The 18,409-nt window shown below is 66.2% G+C and carries 16 protein-coding genes; 2 read left to right on the top strand and 14 right to left on the bottom strand.

Features of this window, described 5'->3' with window-relative positions; genetic code table 11:
• Nucleotide 1: 1 nt before the first annotated feature.
• From NHH73_09095 to NHH73_09070, 6 genes are all read right to left on the bottom strand, one after another.
• Nucleotides 2-2,770 carry a TonB-dependent receptor gene (locus tag NHH73_09095; GenBank protein ID USX28419.1) on the bottom strand — a complete coding sequence of 923 codons (2,769 nt, stop codon included), beginning with the start codon at nt 2,768-2,770 and terminating at the stop codon, nt 2-4.
• A gap of 506 nt (nt 2,771-3,276) precedes the next feature.
• Nucleotides 3,277-4,638 carry a sulfite reductase subunit alpha gene (locus tag NHH73_09090; GenBank protein USX28418.1) on the bottom strand — a complete coding sequence of 454 codons (1,362 nt, stop codon included), beginning with the start codon at nt 4,636-4,638 and terminating at the stop codon, nt 3,277-3,279.
• A 5-nt stretch (nt 4,639-4,643) separates the two neighbouring features.
• Nucleotides 4,644-5,681, bottom strand: coding sequence for an FAD:protein FMN transferase (locus NHH73_09085; protein USX28417.1), 1,038 nt, complete (start codon nt 5,679-5,681; stop codon nt 4,644-4,646).
• A 40-nt stretch (nt 5,682-5,721) separates the two neighbouring features.
• Nucleotides 5,722-6,546: a DUF4198 domain-containing protein gene (locus NHH73_09080; protein ID USX28416.1), complete on the bottom strand. Its 825-nt coding sequence runs from the start codon at nt 6,544-6,546 to the stop codon at nt 5,722-5,724.
• A 13-nt stretch (nt 6,547-6,559) separates the two neighbouring features.
• A complete protein-coding gene (locus NHH73_09075) occupies nt 6,560-7,075 on the bottom strand; it encodes a DUF2271 domain-containing protein (GenBank protein USX28415.1) in 516 nt (171 codons plus the stop codon).
• A gap of 34 nt (nt 7,076-7,109) precedes the next feature.
• Complete coding sequence (locus NHH73_09070; protein ID USX28414.1) at nt 7,110-7,748, bottom strand: PepSY-associated TM helix domain-containing protein; 639 nt, start codon at nt 7,746-7,748, stop codon at nt 7,110-7,112.
• Nucleotides 7,749-7,961: 213 nt separating this feature from the next.
• On the opposite strand from NHH73_09070, the gene NHH73_09065 reads away from it, so the two are divergent.
• Nucleotides 7,962-8,459, top strand: coding sequence for a pyridoxamine 5'-phosphate oxidase family protein (locus NHH73_09065; GenBank protein ID USX28413.1), 498 nt, complete (start codon nt 7,962-7,964; stop codon nt 8,457-8,459).
• Nucleotides 8,460-8,552: 93 nt separating this feature from the next.
• Here NHH73_09065 and NHH73_09060 read toward each other — a convergent pair whose 3' ends face one another.
• The 6 genes from NHH73_09060 to NHH73_09035 all read right to left on the bottom strand — a co-directional run bounded on the left by NHH73_09060 (nt 8,553) and on the right by NHH73_09035 (nt 15,450).
• Entirely contained in the window at nt 8,553-8,978 is a 426-nt protein-coding gene (locus tag NHH73_09060) for a hypothetical protein (GenBank protein USX28412.1), read from the bottom strand.
• 158 nt (nt 8,979-9,136) lie between these two features.
• Entirely contained in the window at nt 9,137-9,814 is a 678-nt protein-coding gene (pdeM, locus tag NHH73_09055) for a ligase-associated DNA damage response endonuclease PdeM (protein USX29593.1), read from the bottom strand.
• Between the two features lie 50 nt (nt 9,815-9,864).
• Nucleotides 9,865-12,375 (bottom strand): ligase-associated DNA damage response DEXH box helicase, encoded by a 2,511-nt coding sequence (locus tag NHH73_09050; protein USX28411.1) that lies wholly within the window; start codon nt 12,373-12,375, stop codon nt 9,865-9,867.
• Entirely contained in the window at nt 12,372-14,015 is a 1,644-nt protein-coding gene (locus tag NHH73_09045) for an ATP-dependent DNA ligase (GenBank protein USX28410.1), read from the bottom strand. Before NHH73_09045 ends, NHH73_09050 begins: the two co-directional genes overlap by 4 nt.
• Nucleotides 14,008-15,114 (bottom strand): ligase-associated DNA damage response exonuclease, encoded by a 1,107-nt coding sequence (locus NHH73_09040; GenBank protein ID USX28409.1) that lies wholly within the window; start codon nt 15,112-15,114, stop codon nt 14,008-14,010. The genes NHH73_09045 and NHH73_09040 overlap by 8 nt, the downstream gene beginning before the upstream one ends.
• A gap of 84 nt (nt 15,115-15,198) precedes the next feature.
• Complete coding sequence (locus tag NHH73_09035; GenBank protein USX28408.1) at nt 15,199-15,450, bottom strand: hypothetical protein; 252 nt, start codon at nt 15,448-15,450, stop codon at nt 15,199-15,201.
• A 226-nt stretch (nt 15,451-15,676) separates the two neighbouring features.
• Between NHH73_09035 and NHH73_09030 the strand changes: the two genes are divergently transcribed.
• Nucleotides 15,677-16,189: a GAF domain-containing protein gene (locus NHH73_09030; GenBank protein ID USX28407.1), complete on the top strand. Its 513-nt coding sequence runs from the start codon at nt 15,677-15,679 to the stop codon at nt 16,187-16,189.
• 114 nt (nt 16,190-16,303) lie between these two features.
• Here NHH73_09030 and NHH73_09025 read toward each other — a convergent pair whose 3' ends face one another.
• Together NHH73_09025 and NHH73_09020 are read right to left on the bottom strand one after the other, a co-directional pair.
• A complete protein-coding gene (locus tag NHH73_09025) occupies nt 16,304-17,560 on the bottom strand; it encodes an RNA polymerase sigma factor (GenBank protein USX29592.1) in 1,257 nt (418 codons plus the stop codon).
• Between the two features lie 31 nt (nt 17,561-17,591).
• Entirely contained in the window at nt 17,592-18,404 is an 813-nt protein-coding gene (locus tag NHH73_09020; protein USX28406.1) for a YciI family protein, read from the bottom strand.
• Nucleotides 18,405-18,409: the final 5 nt, after the last annotated feature.

Below are 18,409 nucleotides of genomic sequence, written 5' to 3'. Positions count from 1 at the left end.
CTTAGAAGGTGTAGTTGCCGGTCATGTAGAACGTACGGCCCATCGGATCGGCGTAGCGTGCATCGTAGCCGATCTGGTGGCCGGACGAGGCGCGCAGCGACAGCGGTGGATTGCGGTCGGCGATGTTTTTCACGCCGGCGCGCAGACCGAACTGCTTGGTCGCTTGCCATTTGCCCTGCCAGTCGAAGGTCATGTACGACGGCACTTCGATGCGGAAGGTTTCGTTCTTGTTCGTACCCAGGTTGAACGACGTCGCCGACGCATCGGTGTAACCGTTGCGGTAGTTGGCGATCAGCGAGTTCGAGAACGCGCCGGTGTCGAGCGTGGTGGCCAGACGGATCACGTGGCGGAACGACACGGCATCGTTGATACCGAAGAAGTTCATGCTGTTGACCCAATCGTTGCTCGTGCCCGGGCGGGTGTAGTCCGACTTGATCAGGTAGGTGCCGTTCAGGGTCGTGCTCAGGTTGCCGAAACCGAAGCGGTGACGGTAGGTCGTTTCCCAGTCGATACCCTGGTTGTGGGTCTGGCCGATGTTGACCGACAGCGTTTTCTTGGCCCACAAGGTCTGGCCGCTGCCTGGTTCCACGAAGGTCGTGAACAGGTCGCGGAACTGGACCGGATCGGCGAAGATCTGCGCTTCCGACACCGCCGAGACGGCATCACGGATTTTCACGTCCCACAGGTCGGCCTGGACGTAGAACGACGAGGTCGGCTCGAAACGGAAGCCCACGGTGAATTGCTTGGACTTCTCGGGACGCAGGTTCTCGTTGCCGCCGGACAGGACGTTGTACTGGCTCTTGCCAACGCGGCAGTAGGACGAGTTTTCCGCCGCGAGGTTGGCCGGGCATTCCCATGGCGAGGCGGTGAAGCCGGCCGCCACCAGTGGCTGGCCGATGTCGAGCATCGACGGCGCCTTGAAGCCGGTGCCGTACGAACCGCGCATCAGGAACGACTGGGTCGGCTGCCAACGGGCCGAGACCTTGTAGGTGCTGGCCGATTCCTTGTTGCCCATGTCGCGGTTGGCAATGTGGTTCTGAACCGCTTCGATGGTGTCGTAACGCGCTGCGGCCGTCACTTCGATGCTTTTGATCACAGGTACGTTCAACTCGGCGAAAGCGCCGTAGTTGTTACGCTCCATGTCGTAGGCCGGGGAAGCGCTGAAGCCGTAGATGTCCGACGAGGTCGCGTTCGGAGTTTGCTCGTAGTGGTAGTTGCGGTAGTCGCCGCCCAGGGCGACGTTGGCCGCGCCGGCCGGCAACTGGATCAGTTCGCGCGAGCCGCGGAAGTCGATGCCCTTGAGCGTGGTCGACGCTTCGCGGATCGAACCCTTGAACACCGAATTGGCGATCAGTTGCTTGGTCGCTGCGCTTTGCGCGCCGGCGGCCAGGAACGGGTTGAACTGGTTGTTGGCCAGCATGCTGCGGAACTCGGCGTTCTTGACGTAGCCGCCTTCATAGCGCTCGTCGATCGAGTTCTGGGACCAGGTCAGGCCGGCGCCGACGCTCCACGCGCCGATCTCGCCCTCGGTGCCCAGCACCAGGTGCTTCGCCTCGGTGATGGTCTGGCTGTCGCGGGTGCCCCAGTCGTAGGTGCGGTAGGTGGCCGTGGCGCTCGACAGGTTGGCGTCTTGCGCGGTGGTCAGGTACGGACGCACGTAGTTGTTGTACAGCTGCGAACCTTTGGCCAGCGCGATCGACGCGGTGTTCGGCGCGATGCGGGCGGTCAGGTCCATGCGCGAGTAGGCTGCCTCGGCGAACACTTCGAAGGTTTCGCCGACTTTGGCGGTGGCCTTGGCGAACGCGGTGTCGCGCTGGCTTGCCGGGACGATCTCGACCGTGGCGGCCGAATCGAAGCCGCAGTTCTGCACGGTGGCGGTGTTGTTCTTCTGCGGCTGGTTCATCGGGCCGCACTGGCCGTTGATGTTGCGATACGGATTGAAGCCGATCGACGAGGTCGACGTCGGGGTGCGGCCGTCGCGGTAGGCCACGGCGACGTTGGCCGGGACGGCCGAGGTGCTCGAACGGTCGTGGAGGTAGTTCTGGCCGTTCCAGCTGAATGGCAGGAACGAGCTGTTGGCGAAGTCGCGGTCGGTCGCTTTGACGCGGCTGTTCTCGTCATGGCGGGCCGACAGCAAGATGTTGTAGCGGTTCGTGTCCAGATCGCCGAAGCCGTAGGTGGCGCTGAAGTTGCTCGACTGGCCGGCGCGGCTTTGGCCGGGCTGGCTGGCGGTCGCTTCGATGCTGCCGCCTTGCAGGTTTTTCTTCAGGATGAAGTTGATCACGCCGGCGATGGCGTCCGAACCGTACAGGGCCGAAGCGCCGTCGGTCAGGATCTCGACGCGCTCAACCGCGCTCATCGGAATGGCGTTCAGGTTGATCGCGGAGCCCGAGCCTTGCGGGGCGACGCGGCGGCCGTTCAGCAACACCAGGGTGTAGCTTTCGCCGATGTCGTGGATGGACGCGGACACGCGGCCGCCGGAGTTGGTGCCGGCCGCGATGGCGGCGACGGTGAAACCTTGCATCGACGGCAGGGCCTGGATCAGTTCGGCGACCGAGGTGGCGCCGGTCTTGGCGATCTGTTCCGAGCTCAGGCGCTGAACTGGCAGCGCGCCTTCAACGTTGATACGCTTGATGGCCGAGCCGGTGATTTCCACTTTCTGGATGGCTTGCTCTTGTGCCGACGCCTGACCTGCGAACATGGCGGTACCGGCCAGGACTGCGAGTGCCAGGCGTACCGAACGGGCGCCGACTTTCTCTTGCAAAATCATTCACTACTCCCTGTAATGTGGTTATATAAACTCCATGAGCAAGGTGAATGCGTGCGCTTCGCGCTCTGCGGCCGAGACAGGCCTGGCGCGGGAATGGGCCACTGGGGCCGCTACGCAGGACGGAAAAGGATCAGGCTAGGCGACGAGTACGTAAGGACCTTCCTTGCTCATCAACCGAAGATTATGTAACGGCTTTGTCACAAACAGGGGATGTTTTAAGGCAATTTTGCGAAACAATAAGGCAAACCGGCGAGAAGTGTGGATTGTTCAGGCGACCTTTATTTAGAATAAACTTTATTTTGCATAAGTCCGCTTTAGCCATATGCAAGCGTGGCGTTTTTACCACATCGATATATATATCCCAACAACAACATGACGATTTCGGCCGATAAACATCGCGCCGGGAGCGCTTTTCGGTCACCTAAGTATCGCATTGTATGCGCCCGGGAAGCCGGCGGCCACTTGGTCGCTCCCGCCGCCCGGATGGCTTCCGTCGTACCACATCGCTAATACACATCCCGCTGGTACCGCCTTTCGGCGACCAACGCATCCAGTTCCACACTCCCCAAAATCGCCTCGAGCGCCTGATGGACGCCGGCCGCCATGCCCTGCAGGCTGCCGCAGACGTAGATCGCCGCGCCGTCGGCCACCCAGGCGCGCAACTTGTCGGCACGGGCCGGCAGCAGATCCTGCACATAGCGCTCCGTGCCGCCGTCGCGCGACCAGGCCAGGTCCAGGTCCAGCCGTCCCGCCAGGTGCATCGCCTCGAGCTCGTCGCGGTAATGGAAGTCGTGGGCGCTGTTGCGCTCGCCGAACAGCAGCCAGTTGCGGCCCTGCCCGGCCAGCGCGCGGGCCCTGAGGTGGCCGCGCAGGCCGGCGATGCCGCTGCCGTTGCCGATCAGGATCAAAGGACGGCCCGCGTTGCCCTCGAGCCGGAAGCGGCGGTGCTGGCGCAGCCGCAGCCGCACCGTCCGGCCCGGCTCGACCTGGCGCGTCAGCCAGCCGGAGGCCACGCCGTGGCTGCCGTCGTCGTGGCTGTGCAGGCGCACCAGCAGATGCACCCTGCCGTCGGCCGGGATCGACGCGATCGAGTATTCGCGCGGACGCGACGGCTCGGCCGGCGCGGCGATCTGCACCAGGTCGCCCGACTCCCAGTCCGGCAACACGCCGCCCGGCGGCGTCAGCTCCAGGTGGTAGACCGGAGCCCCGGCGCTGCCGGGGTTGAGCTCGGCGCGCGCGCGCAATGTCCAATCCTCGAACGCCGGGGCGCTCCAGTCCGGCGCGTCGCTGGTGCCGGCCAGATGGCTCAACTGTTGCCGCCATAACGCGATGGCAGCGTCGGCGCTGCGGTCGACCTCGATGCGCGGGAACAGGCTCTGCGCGCCGCGCGCGGCCAGCCAGGCGTCCAGCGCCCGGCCGAAACCGCAGAATTGGGCGTAGGCGCTGTCGCCCAGCGCCAGCACCGCATAGTGCAGCTGCGCCAGTGGCAGCTCGGTGGTCATCAGGCGGCCGGCGAAAGCTGCCGCCGCGTCGGGCGCGTCGCCTTCGCCATAGGTGCTGACCAAGAACAGGATGCGCTCGGCGCGGCGCAAATCGTCGGCGTCGAGCTCGGACAGTTCGCTCAACTGGGCGGCGATGCCGGCCAGCCGCAACGTCGCCAGCGTTTGCTGCGCCAGCGCCTCGGCGTTGCCGGTCTGGCTGGCGTAGGCGACGATCCATCCCGGGGCAGCCGCCGCCTCGGCCTTGGCGCGCAACGCCGCCCGGCGCTTGCGGCGATGGCGCAGATACGGCAACAGGCACACCAGGCCATAGCTGGCGCCCAGTCCTGCCACCAGCATCAATCGGGTCGGGTCGTCGGTCCAGATCATTCGGGTTATTCGTCCAGCATGCCGCGTAAATGGGAACTCATGTGTTCGGTGAAGCCGCCATCGGCGTCGCGCGCGACAAAGCGCGCCGCCAGCCCCTGGCGTTCGGCCAGCGCCAGGCCCGCTTCGGCGCCCAGCACCGTCAGCGCGGTCGACCAGGCGTCGGCCGCCATGCATTGCGCGTGCACCACCGTGACAGACGCCAGGTCGTTGGCGATCGGCATGCCGCTGCGCGGATCGATGGTGTGCGAATAGCGCCGGCCGTCGAGCTCGAAGTAGCGGCGGTAGTCGCCCGAGGTGGCCACCGCCAGGCCGTGCAGCGCCAGCACCAGCGACGCCGGTTCTTCCACGGCGGGGGCATCGTGCACCTCCTCCAGCGCCACCCACCACGGCTGGCCGTCCGGCTTGACGCCGGCGCCGCGCAGTTCGCCGCCCACCTCCACCAGATAGTGCTCGATACCTTGTGTTTTCAAATAGTAGGCCAGCCGGTCGACGCTGTAGCCCTTGGCCACCGCCGACAAATCGAGCTGCACGCCGCCCGGCTGCAGCGCCTTGCGCCCTTCGCGCTCGAGCCGCACGCCGGCGGCGGCCAGCTGGTTGCGCGCGATGGCGATCTCGTCGGATGAAGGGGGAACGAATTCAGGTTGGTCGAAACGCCCGTAAGGTCCGAAGCCCCACAGGTTGACCAGGCTGCCCGCGCACGGATCGTAGGCGCCGCCGGAATCGCGCGCCACGCCCATCGCGAACGACAGCACATCGAAAAACGCCGGCGGCAAGGCCAGCCAGCTGCCCGCCTCGGCGCGGTTGAAACGGCCCAGGTCGGAATCGGTTTCCCAGTGACTCATTTCGGCCACGACGGCATCGAGCTGCTGTTGCAGCCCATGCTGCAAATGGTCGAGGGCAAGGTGGCCGGGCGAGCCTGCCGGCGCGGCCACCAGCCGCACCGACCAGCTGGTGCCCATGCTGCGCCCGGCGATATCGCGGATTACGCCGTCGGCCGGCGCCGGGTCGTCGGAAATATGATGAGGCAGGAGAACCCGGCGCATGCGGACCTTGTCGACGTTAAGTGTGGAGCCGCCTGCCGGATTACTCCGGCAGGATTTCCACGGTGGCCGCGTAGCTGGCGCGGCGCGGCGCCATCTGCGGCGGCTGGCCCTGCACCTGCGGCGCGGCCGCCGGCCAGCTGCTGCTGACCATGTACATGCCGGCCGCCGGCAGGGTGAACGTCAGCTCGCCCTTGGCGTCGGTGTTCTGGCGGATCTCGCCCAGGGTGCCGCGATAACGCACGCCGCCCGGGATCAGGCTCACGCCCTGGTTGGCCGCCGGCTTGCCGTCGAGCAGGAAACGCCAGGTCGCCTTTTCGCCCGCGCGCAGATCGTTCGGATGGGTGACGGGCACCATCTCCAGGCCCACGCCCGTGGTCTTGAAGACCGCCATGTCCGGCTCGCCGGTGGTGACGAAGGTCTCCAGGCGGCTGTCGGTGCGGGTGAGCTTGACCTCGGTCGCGTCGGCCGGCACGTCCTTGGCCAGGGTTTCCTCGGTACCACGGAAGCGTTTCATTTCGCCTGCCGCGTTCTTGTAGCTGCCGAACACGTTCTTCGACACCAGCTCGATCTTGTACGTGCCCGGTTTCGGCAGCTTCAGGTCGAAGCTGTTGCGCATCTTGCCGTTGGCGACGTTCTGCTTTTCCAGCTTGGCGCCGTCGGGACCGGTGATGACGACCGTGTCGACTTTGAGCGGCTGGTGGTCGACATCGAACAGGCCTTCCGAAATGGCGGCGTCGATCGTGACCCAGGCTTCCTTGCCCTCGACCAGCGTCGACGACGGCAGCAGCCATGGCTTGTGGGCGTGCGCGCTCAGCGCGATGCCGGCCAGCGCCAGCGCGACCAGCGATTTCTTGAATGTGGACATGTCCCCTGCTTTCTTATGGTTTCAGTTGTACAACCACGGCGCCCAGCTCTTCCTTGCCCTGGCCTTTGAGGTCCTGCTTGGCCTTCGGCGGCCACTGCAGCGGCACCTTGACCACTTCGCGTCCGCCCGCCTCGCGCGCCGCTTCGACCAACAGGGTGTAGTTACCGGCCGGCAGCTTGTCGAGCGCCGCCTTGGCGCCCGGGAAGGTCAGCGACACTTCGCCCGGCGCCTTGGTCGCGCCGCTGACGCCGTCCATCGGCATCTCGACGTCGCGCCCGGTCTTGCGCCACCACTGGCGCATGTCCTTGAGCCACTTGGTGCCGGCGTTGTCCTTCTTCTTGGTGTCGTACAGCACGGCCAGGTTGGTCACCACTTTCTGGTCGGCGTTCTCCAGCCACGCGGCGATGTAGGGGCGGTGGTATTCGGCAACGTTCAATTGCGGCACGTCGAGTTTGAGGGCCAGATCGGCGCCCATGGCCGAGGCGCTGGCCAGCGGCAGGCTCAAGGCGATGGAATAACGTAATTTCATGGAGTCCCAGTGCGAGGTGAAAGAGGTTGGAAAATTAGTGTATGAACAGCAAAGCGATGACAAATGGAATCAAAATACCCAGCCCGACCATGGGCCACGTGAACGGCCGGTTGGCGGCGTGGAACTTCAGGATCAGCAAGCCGGTGATGCAAAACACGAGGCAGGCGCCGGCAAAAATATCGATGAACCAGTTCCACGCGGCGCCCGTGTTGCGCCCCTTGTGGACATCGTTCAACCACGAGATCCAGCCGCGGTCGGTCTTTTCGAATTCGGCCGCGCCGTCCTCCAGCGCGATGCGCACCCAGGCGTCGCCGCCGGCCTTGGGCATCGGCAGGTAGACCTCGTCGGCGGCCCATTCGGCGGCGCGGCCGCCGGCCTGCACTTTCCAGGTGTCGCTCAGCCACTGTTCGGCGGCCGCCGGCAGCGGCTCCTTGGCGCCGTCGTGCTCGGCCGCGTAGGCGCGCAACTGCGCCGCCAGCGCCGCCGGCACGGTGGCCTGCTGGCGCACGATCGCCGGCTTGGCTTCGATCTGCGAGGCGTGGTTCAGGGTGATGCCGGTAATGCTGAACAAAAACATGCCGAGCAGGCATAAAGCCGAACTGATCCAGTGCCACTGGTGCAGATTCTTCAGCCATACCGCGCGGCTGGCATTGCTGGCTTGTTGAGCGCTCAAATCATGTCCTCGATCGGTGAAAGTGCGCCCTTGAGCCAGGCACAAACACAAATGATAATAATTATCATTTGCGTTGTCAACCTGTCCAATGTAACGCCTGTGTAAAGTTCGCTGGTTAAACTGGCTTCACGCTAGCGTGAGAGCGCGTACAGACCGCGTCCCGGACGATGCGTAAGCTTGGGCCGAATCATCCTTTTGTCATGGAGGCGCATCATGCCGCTGTATTCGCAAGACCAGATCAACACCATCTCCGCCAAGATCAAGGATGTGCGCTTCGGCATGTTCACCACCTTCGACGCGGAACACGTGCTCACCAGCCGTCCGCTGACCACCCAGCAGATCGACAACGAGGGCAACCTGTGGTTCTTCGCCTCGGACGAGGCAGCCTTCATGCTCGACCTGCCGCGGCACCCAGGCGTTAATATCAGCTACTCCGATCCGGAGCGCAACCTTTACCTGTCCATTTCCGGGCGCGCCTACGTGCTCAAGGACCGCGCCAAGGCGCGCGAACTGTGGAACGCGGCCGCGCGCAGCTGGTTCCCCGAGGGCGTCGACGATCCGCACCTGACCCTGATCCGCGTGCGCATCGAGTCGGCAGAATATTGGGACGCCGGCTCGACCAAGATGAAACAGCTGGTGCAGATCGCCACGGCCGCCATTACCGGCCGCACGCCGATGGCGATGGGCCGCCACACCACGATCTGCCTGTAGTGTCGATAAAAAAAGACCTGCGGACGTGACGTCCGCAGGTCCTAAACGGCCGGGGCCCAGAGGAGAAGGCGCCAGCCGCACATCAAGCGTAGATTAAGATTTCGAGCCCGCGCTACCCGAGGAACCGGAACGGCTGCCGCCACGGCTGGCTTTTCCGCCAGCGCTGCCACGGCCTGCATCTGCGCCGTCATCCTCGTCACGCGCGCTGCCCTGGTTGCCGCCGCGCGAGCCGCTGCTGCTGCTTTGGCTGTTGCCATCGTTCTTGTGACTCATCGCGCCCGCACGGCGCGCCTCTTCCGAGGTGAATTCGTGTGCCGTCCCTTTTTGATGGGCGGCGCGGCCGCCCTGGGCCGCTATCTGGCGCTGCTGCTCCGGATCCATCGACGCGAAACCGCGTTTTCTTGGTGCGCTTTGCTCGCTACCCGACTTGCCGCCTTGTTTGCTGTCTCGACTGCCGCCCTGGTTACCGCCGCCTTGATTACCGCCGCCTTGATTACCGCTCCTCTTATTAGTCGCCATGACCATCTCCCTGAATGATTGTCGTCATTCCCGCTTGCTACACAGGTGGAGTCATCGTAGTGCACAGCATAACGGCGAAATATAGGACACGCGCAGCAGAGAATGTAGGACCATTCCCTGTACAGCTGTCGCCGGCCGCCCAACAACGCTTGGGTCCGCTAGGTCGGCAAGACTAGCGGTTTGACAGGCACCTCGACCACGGCGTCGCCGCTGGTGACGAACAAGCGCTCGCCCGGCTCCGGCAGCACCGGGTGGCCGCCGGTGAAGGCGCCGAAGGCCGGCAGCACCACCCGGCCCTCGCCGACCAGGAAGCACGGCAGCAGCAGCGAGTCCCAACCGGCGCGCAGGCGGTACACGGGATGCACGTGGCCGGCCATCAGGTAGCCGGACACCAGCAGATCGGGATGGTGGCAGAACGCGAACGGCGCCTGCCGCAGCGGCTCGTCGACCATGTCGATGGCCAGCCGGGCCGGCGGGTCGCCGGCATGGGCGTCGTGGTTGCCGCGCACCACCGTCAGCTTCAGCGTCGGCCGCGCCAGGCGCCAGCCGTGGATCGCCGTCATCGTCGCTTCGGCGTGCGCCGCCTTGGCATGCAGGAAGTCGCCGAGGAACAGTATCTCGCGCACCGCGTGCCGCGCCAGCAAGCCGTCGAGCGCGCGCAGATTGGCCGCCGTCGTCCCGCCCGGCACCGGCACGCCCAGCGCCCGGAACGAGGCCGCCTTGCCGAAGTGGATATCGGCGATGATCAGCATTTTTTCGCGCGGCCAGTACAGCGCCTTCTCCGGCAACAACAGTACCTCTTCGCCCGCCAGTCCGATGGCCAGGGTGCCCGCCATGCCGGCGACGCCGGCCTCTTCCATCTGTTGTGCCTTGCTGATTGCAATCGTCATGGTCCGGCCGCCTTTTCAAGTTCGCGCACCAGCCTGGCGACGCGATCCGACAGTTTTTCGGTAGTGAGCTTTTCGCGGAAGCGCTCGACCATCAGCGCGAAGCCGAATGGCGTCGCCCGCTTGGTTCCATGATAACTGACTTGGCGTGCTTGCAACGCCTCTAATGTATCGCGCAGGCGGTTCAATTCCAGTTCCTGCTCCAGCACCTCGCGCTGGGCCTGGGTGAGTAGCAGATTGCCAGCGTCGTGCTGGGTGAACACCGCGTAAAACAGCGACGACGACGCCTGCAACTGGCGCGCGCTTTTGGGCTGTCCCGGATAGCCCTGGAACACCAGCCCGGCGATGCGGGCGATCTCGCGGAAACGCCGCTGCGACAGCTCGGTCGCGTTCAGGCTGGCCAGCACGTCCTCCAGCAAATGCTCGGTGCTGAACAGGCCGACCTTTGCACCATCGCCTGCGGCGATCAGCGCGGCCCAATCGATCTCCTGCGGCGCCAACAGCTCGAAGCCGTAGTCGTTGACGGCGATCGAAAACGTCACCGGCGTCACCTTGCCGACCCGCCACGCCAGCAGCGACGCCAGCCCGATGTGCACCGAGCGCCCGGCGAACGGGAACATGAACAGGTGGCGGCCTTCGCGGCTCTGCATGCTTTCGACCACGGTGGTGTCCGGCGTCGGCAGCGCCGACCAGCGCTGCTGGATTTCCAGCAGCGGCTTGATCGCCTGCATCTCCGGCCCCTCGTAGCGGCCCAGGGTGGCGAGGCGCAACTGCTCCAGCGCCGCGTGCGCCAGTTCCGACGACATCGGCATCTTGCCGCCCTGCCAGCGCGGCACCGCGCCCTTCTTGACGCCGGTGGCGCGCCGCACGTAGGCGGTCATCTCGTGCAGGCGGACGAATTCCAGGATGCGGCCGCCGAACAGGAAGTGGTCGCCCTTGCGCAGGCGCGAGATGAACGATTCCTCGACACTGCCGATGCGCCCGCCGCTGAGGTATTTGACCTGCAGCGAACTGTCGGAAACGATGGTGCCGATGCCCATGCGGTGGCGTCGCCCCAGCGCCAGGTCCGGCATGCGATAGACGCCCTCCTCGTCGGGCAGCACGCGCCGGTATTCCGGATACACGGCCAAGGTCTGGCCGCCGCGCGCCACGAAGTCGAGCGCCCATTGCCACTCCTCCGGACCCAGGTTGCGGTACGACCACGCGGTGCGCACCTCCTGGTAAAGCGCTTCGGAGCGGAAGCCGCCGCCCAGCGCCATCGTCACCAGATGCTGCACCAGCACGTCCAGCGGCTTGTCCGGCACCGGCCGCGCTTCAATGTCGCGCGCGGCCACCGCCTGCCTGGCGCCGGCCGCCTCCAGCAGCTCCATGCTTTGCGTCGGCACCAGGGTCAGGCGCGAGATCCTTCCCGGCGCATGGCCGCTGCGGCCGGCCCGCTGCAGCAGCCGCGCGATGCCCTTGGCGCTACCGATCTGCAGCACGCGCTCGACCGGCAGGAAGTCCACGCCCAGGTCCAGGCTCGACGTACATATCACCGCCTTCAGCTGCCCCTGCTTCAAGCCCTGCTCGACCCAGTCGCGCACCTCCTTGTCGAGCGAGCCGTGATGCAGCGCGATCAGCCCGGCCCAGTCGGGACGCGCCTCCAGCATGTGCTGGTACCACAGCTCCGCCTGCGAACGGGTGTTGGTGAACACCAGCGTGGTCGCGTGCTTTTCGATTTCGGCGATGACCGGCCCCAGCATCTGAATGCCCAGGTGGCCGCCCCACGGAAAGCGCGACGGGTTAGCCGGGATCAAGGTGTCAACCTGGATCTCCTTGGCGACGTGGCCTTCGACGGTCACGCCGTCCGCCATCAAGGCCTGCTTGGCCTGGTCCAGGTTGCCGAGCGTGGCCGACAGTCCCCACACCAGCAGCGCCGGATTCCACATGCGCAGGCGCGCCAGCGCCAGCTGCGTCTGCACGCCGCGCTTGTTGCCCATCAGCTCGTGCCATTCGTCGATGATGATCATGTCGAGCTGGGCGAACTGGGTGGCCGCCTCCGCCTTGCTGAGCAGCAGGGTCAAGCTTTCGGGCGTGGTGATCAGGGTGTCGGGCAGTTTCTTGTTCTGGCGGGCGCGCTGTGCGGAACTGGTGTCGCCGGTGCGCGCCTCGATCTGCCAGCCGGTTTTGCCGCCGGCCGCAAGCCCTGGCAGCGCCTCCAGCGACTCCTGCAGCGCCCGCAAGGTGTCGGCGGCCAGGGCCCGCATCGGCGTGATCCACAACACCTTCAGCCCCGCCTTGGGTTTTGCCACGGCCGCCGCGCGCTGCAACGCGGCGAACCACACCGCGTAGGTCTTGCCGGCGCCGGTGCTGGCGTGCAGCAGCCCGGACTGGCCGGCCGCCGCCGCCGCCCACACCTCGCGCTGGAACGGGAACACGCTCCAGCCGCGCGTGGCGAACCACGCCTTCGTTTGCGCGACCGCCGCCGTGGTCTTGAGCTTCGCTGGCACCGGGCCGGGCAGCCCGCTCATGATGTGGCCAGCAGGCTTTTCAGCGTGTCGAGCGTGTCGGCCTCGTCGATCGATTTATCGTCGCGCTGGCGCAGGATGCGGGGAAAGCGCACGGCGATGCCGGACTTGTGGCGCGGCGAGCTGGCGATGCCTTCGAAGCCGATCTCGAACACCATGCTGGGCGTGACGCTGCGCACCGGCCCGAATTTTTCCACCGTGGTCTTGCGGATGGCCTGGTCGACCTTGGCGATCTCGGCATCGGTCAAGCCGGAATAGGCCTTGGCGAACGGCACCAGCTTGCGCTCGCCACCATCTTCCTGTTCCCAGACGGCGAAGGTGTAGTCGGTGTACAGCGAGGCGCGCCGCCCGTGGCCGCTTTGCGCGTAGATCAGCACCGCGTCGACGCTGTACGGATCGATCTTCCACTTCCACCAGGTGCCGACGTTCTTGGTGCGGCCCACGCCGTACCTGGCGTCGTTCGCCTTGAGCATCATGCCTTCGACGCCGCGCTCGCGCGATTCCTCGCGGATTTGCGCCAGATGCGCCCAGCTGTCGGCCGTGATCAGCGGCGACAGGCGCAGCTGCGGCGCCGCCTGCTGCGCGCGCAGCATGCTCACCAGTTGTTCGAGCATGCGCCGGCGCTCCGATTGCGGCAGCTCGCGCAGGTCGCGGCCGTCCATCTCCAGCAGGTCGTAGGCCACCAGCACGGCCGGCAGTTCGCCCAGCAGGCGCGCCGACACCTGCTTGCGCCCCATGCGCTTTTGCAGGTCGGCGAACGGCGCCGGGGCGTTGCCGCCATGCCAGATCAAGATCTCGCCGTCGATCACCACGCCGTCGGGCAGGCGCAGCGCGGCCAGTTCCGGAAAGCGCTCGGTGATCAAATCCTCGCCGCGCGACCACAGCCAGTTCTGGCCTTCGCGGCTGACCAGCTGCGCGCGCATGCCGTCGTATTTCCATTCGACCTGCCAGTCCGACAACTCTCCCAGCGAGGCCGGTTCGCGGTCGAGCAACGCGTGCGCCAGGAAGAACGGATACGGCTGGCCGCCGCGCTGCGCGTGCTCCTCCGGCGTATGGGCGGCGATCAATTGCAGGAAACCGGCCGCCGTCGGGCTGACGCTGCCGTCGGTCCAGCCCATCAGACGCTGCGCCACCAGCTTGCTGTCGAGGTTGGCGATGGCGCTGAGTGCGCGCGTCACCAGCAAGCGCGACACGCCGACGCGGAAGCCGCCGCCGATCAGCTTGGTGAGCAGGAAGCGCTCGCGCGTGTCGAGCTGGTCCCAGTACAGCAGCAGCGCGGAGCGCACCGCTTCCGGCGCGGCGCCGCGCAACGGCGCGATGCCCAGCTCGATCCAGTCGGCCAGGCCGATGTCGCTCGGCTGGCTCGGCGGCGGCAGGATGTGGGCGATGGTCTCGGCCAGGTCGCCGACGGCGTGGTAGCACTCGTCGAACAGCCAGTCGTCCAGGCCCGAGTATTCGATGGCGAACTGGCGCAGCAGCTTGGTCGGCACCGCCTGACGCGGCTTGCCGCCGGCCAGGAAGTACACCGCCCAGGCCGCGTCCTGCGGCGCCGCGCTGGTGAAGTAGGCTTGCAACGCCGCCAGCTTGCGGCTGGTGGAGGTGGTTTCGTCGAGTTCCGCGTAGAGACGGGCAAAATCACGCATCGGCGGCTCCTTCCGTCGCGGTGACCGGGTTATCCGACCGGGCGGCGGCTGTCGCCACGGGGTCCGCCGCAATGCCGGCGGCCGCGACTTCGTCGGCCTCGTCGTCGCCGTATTCGGTGTCGAAGCCGCTGGCCTGCAAGCCCTGCTGCTGCAACCAGCGCACCAGCACCGGGATCGAGCCATGGGTGACGATCACGCGCTCGGCGCCTGTGGCGGAGATCGCCTGCATCAGTCCCGGCCAGTCGGCGTGGTCGGACAACACAAAGCCGCGATCGACGCCGCGCCGGCGCCGCGCGCCGCGCAACTGCATCCAGCCGCTGGCGAAGGCGTCGCTGAAGTCGCCGAAGCGCTTGATCCACGGCGAACCGGCGGCCGACGGCGGCGCGATGACCATGGCGCGGCCGATGGCCTGCTTGTCGACCTCGCCGACCATGACGGTCGGCGGCAGCCACACGCCGTCGTCGCGGTAGACCTGGTTCAGGGTCTGCACCGCGCCGTGGCAGATGATCGGGCCGATATCGGGATCGAGTCCGCTCAGGATGCGCTGCGCCTTGCCGAAGCTGTAGCACTGCATGACGCTGGCGCGCCCCTGCTCGGCGTTGGCGCGCCACCAGTCGTTGATGTCGTCATACACTTCCTGCTGCGGCTGCCATTGGTAGATCGGCAGGCCGAAGGTGGATTCGGTGATGAAGGTATCGCAGCGCACCGGCTCGAACGGCGTGCAGGTGCTGTCCGCCTCGACCTTGTAGTCGCCGGACGCCACCCACACCTGGCCCTGGTACTCCATGCGCACCTGTGCCGAGCCCAGCACGTGACCGGCCGGGTGCAGCGAGATCGTCACGCCGTTGTGCACCACCCGCTCGCCATAGGCCAGGCCCTCGATGTGGATCGGGCCCAGGCGCGACTTCACGACGTTCACACCCGTCTCGGCCGTCAGATAGTGCTGATGGCCGCCCCGGGCATGGTCGCCGTGGGCGTGCGTGATGACGGCGCGTTCCACCGGCCGCCAAGGGTCGATGTAGAACTGGCCGGGCACGCAATACAGGCCTTCCTTACGGACGACCACCAAGTCGGATGGCGTTGATGTGGATGTGGACATGAACAGCTTTCAGAAAACGGCGTTTAGCCACGATAGCCGATTCTGTCGCCCGTCCCATGCCCGCGTCTGTCAGGCAGCGCACCTTCATGAGGGATCGATAAACTCCGCCATGAAGCTGATGTTGTCGTCTTCCTGGCCGTTGATGACGACATGTTCGTCGCCTATCATCAGCATGGCGGCGAGGTCGAGGCCTCTTACAGTTGGGCTTGGCTGTACAGGTCCGCCCTCGCTGCCGGTGTGTCGTGGTGGTGGTTGCTGTTGCTGCTGTTCTTGCTTGTCATTATTTTTTGGCTTGCCCTGACGCTGTGAGTCGGCGTTCTTTTTTCTGGTCGACATAAAGTTTCCGTTTTAATTGGTAAAAGACGCGCCCCTGGACGTCGTGACGCACTGCGACAAGAGTAGCCTGCATGGCAGGCACGCGCCATCGGAGACTGCCTAAATTACCGTAGGAGGGCGGACGGTCTGCTGCGCGTCTTGCCCGCTTGGGCTACCATAGCGGCTTGGCCGAAGCCTACCCGCGCTTCGCGGACCCTCAATCGACACAATTGATTATCAGAATATTATGACTTTCACCCTCAGTGACACCGCCTACAGCACCGACACGCCGGAAGCCAAGCGCGCCATGTTCGACGACCTGCGCTCGCAACTGACCGGGCTGGTGCACGGCGAGAGCGACTTGATCGCCAACACCGCCAACTTCAGTTCGCTGGTGTTCAACAGCATGCCGGGCTTGAACTGGGCCGGGTTTTACTTCCTCAAGGGCGACGAGCTGGTGCTCGGACCGTTCCAGGGCAAGCCGGCCTGCATCCGCATCAAGAAGGGGCGCGGGGTATGCGGCACCACGGTGGTGGAGGGTAAATCGATTGTCGTGCCGGATGTGCATGCGTTCCCGGGGCATATCGCCTGTGATGTGAACTCGCGCTCGGAGCTGGTGGTGCCGGTGCGCGGCGCCGACGGCGAAATCGTCGGCGTGTTCGATCTGGACAGCCCGCTGCCGAACCGTTTCGACCGGACCGATGCCGATGGCATCGAGGCGCTGGTGAAGGTGCTGGAAGCGACGCTGACGGACGCATAACCTCGGCCATTGGCCGTGGAAAAACCTCGGAAACACGTAGGGCGGATTAGCGCAGCGTAATCCGCCATGCATGCGTTGCGGCAGCGCATACAATGGTGGATTACGGCGTTCCGCCTAATCCCCCCTACGTGTCCCCGAGGTCTTTATGCGCAGCTGGCCGGCGCGCGCCAGCAGCAACGTCCGCTCGCGTTCGTTCTGCGTCAATTGCGCGGCGCGCTCCAGCTCCGCCCTGGCCTCGTCATTGCGCCCCAGCTTGGCCAGGAAATCCCCGCGCACGCTTGGCAGCAGATGGTAATTTTTCAGCGCCGCCACCTCCAGCAAGCCGTCCACCACCTCCAGCCCCGCCTCCGGCCCGAACGCCATCGACACCGCGACGGCCCGGTTCAGCTCGACCACCGGCGACGGCGCCAGCTGCGACAACGCGTCATACAACGCCGCGATCCGCCCCCAGTCCGTATCGCCTGCCAACCGCGCCCGCGCATGACAAGCGGCGATCGCCGCCTGCACGCCATACGGCCCCAGCCCCCGGCCGGTTCGCTCGGCCCGCGCCAGCGCCGACAAGCCGCGCCGTATCAGCAACTGGTCCCAGCGCGAACGATCCTGCTCCAGCAACAGTATCGGCTCGCCGCCCGGCCCCACCCTGGCACGGGCGCGCGACGACTGGATCTCCATCAGCGCCACCAGCCCATGCACCTCCGGCTCCTGCGGCGCCAGCTCGGCCAGGATGCGTCCCAGCCGCAGCGCTTCCTCGCACAGCGCCGGCCGCATCCAGTCCGCGCCGGCACTGGCCGAATAGCCCTCGTTATAAATCAGATAGACCACCTGCAGCACCGACGCCAGCCGCTCGACCAGCTCGTGCGCGCGCGGCGCCTCGAACGGCACCTTGGCCTCGGCCAGGGTGCGCTTGGCGCGCACAATGCGCTGCGCCACCGTCGATTCCGGCACCAGGAAGGCGCGAGCGATCTCCTCCGTGCTCAAGCCGCCCAGCAGGCGCAAGGTCAGCGCCACCCGGCCGTCGGTCGGCAGAATCGGATGGCAAGCGACGAACACCAGCCGCAGCAGATCGTCGCCGATGTCGTTTTCCAGCGCGTCGGCCACCGCCGCCTCCAGGTCGGGCGCGGCGTCCTGCAACGTGCCTTCGATTTCGTAGGTGAGCGCCGGCTCCTTTTCCTGATGCAGCTGGCGCCGCCGCAGCACGTCCAGCGCGCGGTTTTTGGCGACGGTGGTCAGCCACGCGGCCGGCTGCTCGGGCACGCCGCTCTCGGGCCAGCGCTCCAGCGCCAGCACCAGCGCGTCCTGCGCCAGTTCCTCGGCCTGGCCGACATCGCGCAGCATGCGCGCCAGCACGGCGATGATCTTGGCGGATTCCATCCGCCATACCGCCTCGACGATCCGGGCGACGTCAGAGGCCACGGTTCTTCTTGCTGAAGGCGCCGCGCAGGCCCGCTTCCAGCAGTTCGGCGCGCAGGCGCTCCTCGGCGGCGCGCATCTCCGGGGTGAATTCCTGGTGTTCGATGCGCTCGCACGCCTCGCGGATCTCCAGGGTCAGGTCGCCCGGGTGCGGATACGGATACGCCTTGGCCCAGGCGGTGGCTTCTTCGCGGGTGGCGGCCTGCACCATCCAATAACCGGCGATCAACTCTTTCACTTCCGTGAACGGGCCGTCCACCACGGTGGTTTTCGAATTGGCGAAATGCACGCGCGCGCCGGTGCCGGTGCCGCGCAGGCCGGCGCCGGCCAGCAGCACGCGCTCGCGCACGGCCGCCTCGTTGGTTTCGTTCATGCGATCGATGACTTCGGCCGGCGGCATCAGGTCGGCCTCCGCCTCGACGTCCGAGCGCAGGAATACCACATAGCGTTTGAGCGCGACGTCGCGTTGCGGCATGTTGCCCAGCACCGTGCCGCGCTCGTCGATGCTGTGGCAGCCGCCGACGCAACCGGGATCGCGGATTTCATAGACCGCGCCGCTGTCGAACAGGGGCCACCAGCGCACCTGCTCGATGACGTCCTCGCGCGAGGCCGCCTCGACCAGGGTAAAACCGGCGACCAGCTCCTTGGGCGAAAATGGGCCGGTGCTCTGCAGCCACTCGCCGTCGCGGCGCGTCAGGCGCACCGCCTCGGTGCTGGGGCGCAGGAAAACGCCCGGCTCGAGCGCCGGCGGCTGCTCGCCCCGCTCCGTGCTCTGGTTGGCGCGGCGCAGTACCATGAATTCCATTGTTG

It is taken from the genome of Oxalobacteraceae bacterium OTU3CINTB1 (assembly GCA_024123955.1).
In the GTDB taxonomy this organism is placed as follows: Bacteria; Pseudomonadota; Gammaproteobacteria; order Burkholderiales; family Burkholderiaceae_D; genus Rugamonas.
Note: the sequence above shows the minus strand (reverse complement) of the source record. Positions and strands in the feature narration are given on the sequence as shown.

What these genes read in the sequence shown, in the direction of transcription:
- NHH73_09050 (USX28411.1), bottom strand. Translation starts at nt 12,375, where the DNA reads ATGAGCGGGCTGCCCGGCCCGGTGCCAGCGAAGCTCAAGACCACGGCG.
- NHH73_09035 (USX28408.1), bottom strand. Translation starts at nt 15,450, where the DNA reads ATGTCGACCAGAAAAAAGAACGCCGACTCACAGCGTCAGGGCAAGCCA.
- NHH73_09065 (USX28413.1), top strand. Translation starts at nt 7,962, where the DNA reads ATGCCGCTGTATTCGCAAGACCAGATCAACACCATCTCCGCCAAGATC.
- NHH73_09020 (USX28406.1), bottom strand. Translation starts at nt 18,404, where the DNA reads ATGGAATTCATGGTACTGCGCCGCGCCAACCAGAGCACGGAGCGGGGC.
- NHH73_09045 (USX28410.1), bottom strand. Translation starts at nt 14,015, where the DNA reads ATGCGTGATTTTGCCCGTCTCTACGCGGAACTCGACGAAACCACCTCC.
- pdeM (USX29593.1), bottom strand. Translation starts at nt 9,814, where the DNA reads ATGGCGGGCACCCTGGCCATCGGACTGGCGGGCGAAGAGGTACTGTTG.
- NHH73_09095 (USX28419.1), bottom strand. Translation starts at nt 2,770, where the DNA reads ATGATTTTGCAAGAGAAAGTCGGCGCCCGTTCGGTACGCCTGGCACTC.
- NHH73_09060 (USX28412.1), bottom strand. Translation starts at nt 8,978, where the DNA reads ATGGCGACTAATAAGAGGAGCGGTAATCAAGGCGGCGGTAATCAAGGC.
- NHH73_09075 (USX28415.1), bottom strand. Translation starts at nt 7,075, where the DNA reads ATGAAATTACGTTATTCCATCGCCTTGAGCCTGCCGCTGGCCAGCGCC.
- NHH73_09085 (USX28417.1), bottom strand. Translation starts at nt 5,681, where the DNA reads ATGCGCCGGGTTCTCCTGCCTCATCATATTTCCGACGACCCGGCGCCG.
- NHH73_09030 (USX28407.1), top strand. Translation starts at nt 15,677, where the DNA reads ATGACTTTCACCCTCAGTGACACCGCCTACAGCACCGACACGCCGGAA.
- NHH73_09090 (USX28418.1), bottom strand. Translation starts at nt 4,638, where the DNA reads ATGATCTGGACCGACGACCCGACCCGATTGATGCTGGTGGCAGGACTG.
- NHH73_09040 (USX28409.1), bottom strand. Translation starts at nt 15,114, where the DNA reads ATGTCCACATCCACATCAACGCCATCCGACTTGGTGGTCGTCCGTAAG.
- NHH73_09025 (USX29592.1), bottom strand. Translation starts at nt 17,560, where the DNA reads ATGGAATCCGCCAAGATCATCGCCGTGCTGGCGCGCATGCTGCGCGAT.
- NHH73_09080 (USX28416.1), bottom strand. Translation starts at nt 6,546, where the DNA reads ATGTCCACATTCAAGAAATCGCTGGTCGCGCTGGCGCTGGCCGGCATC.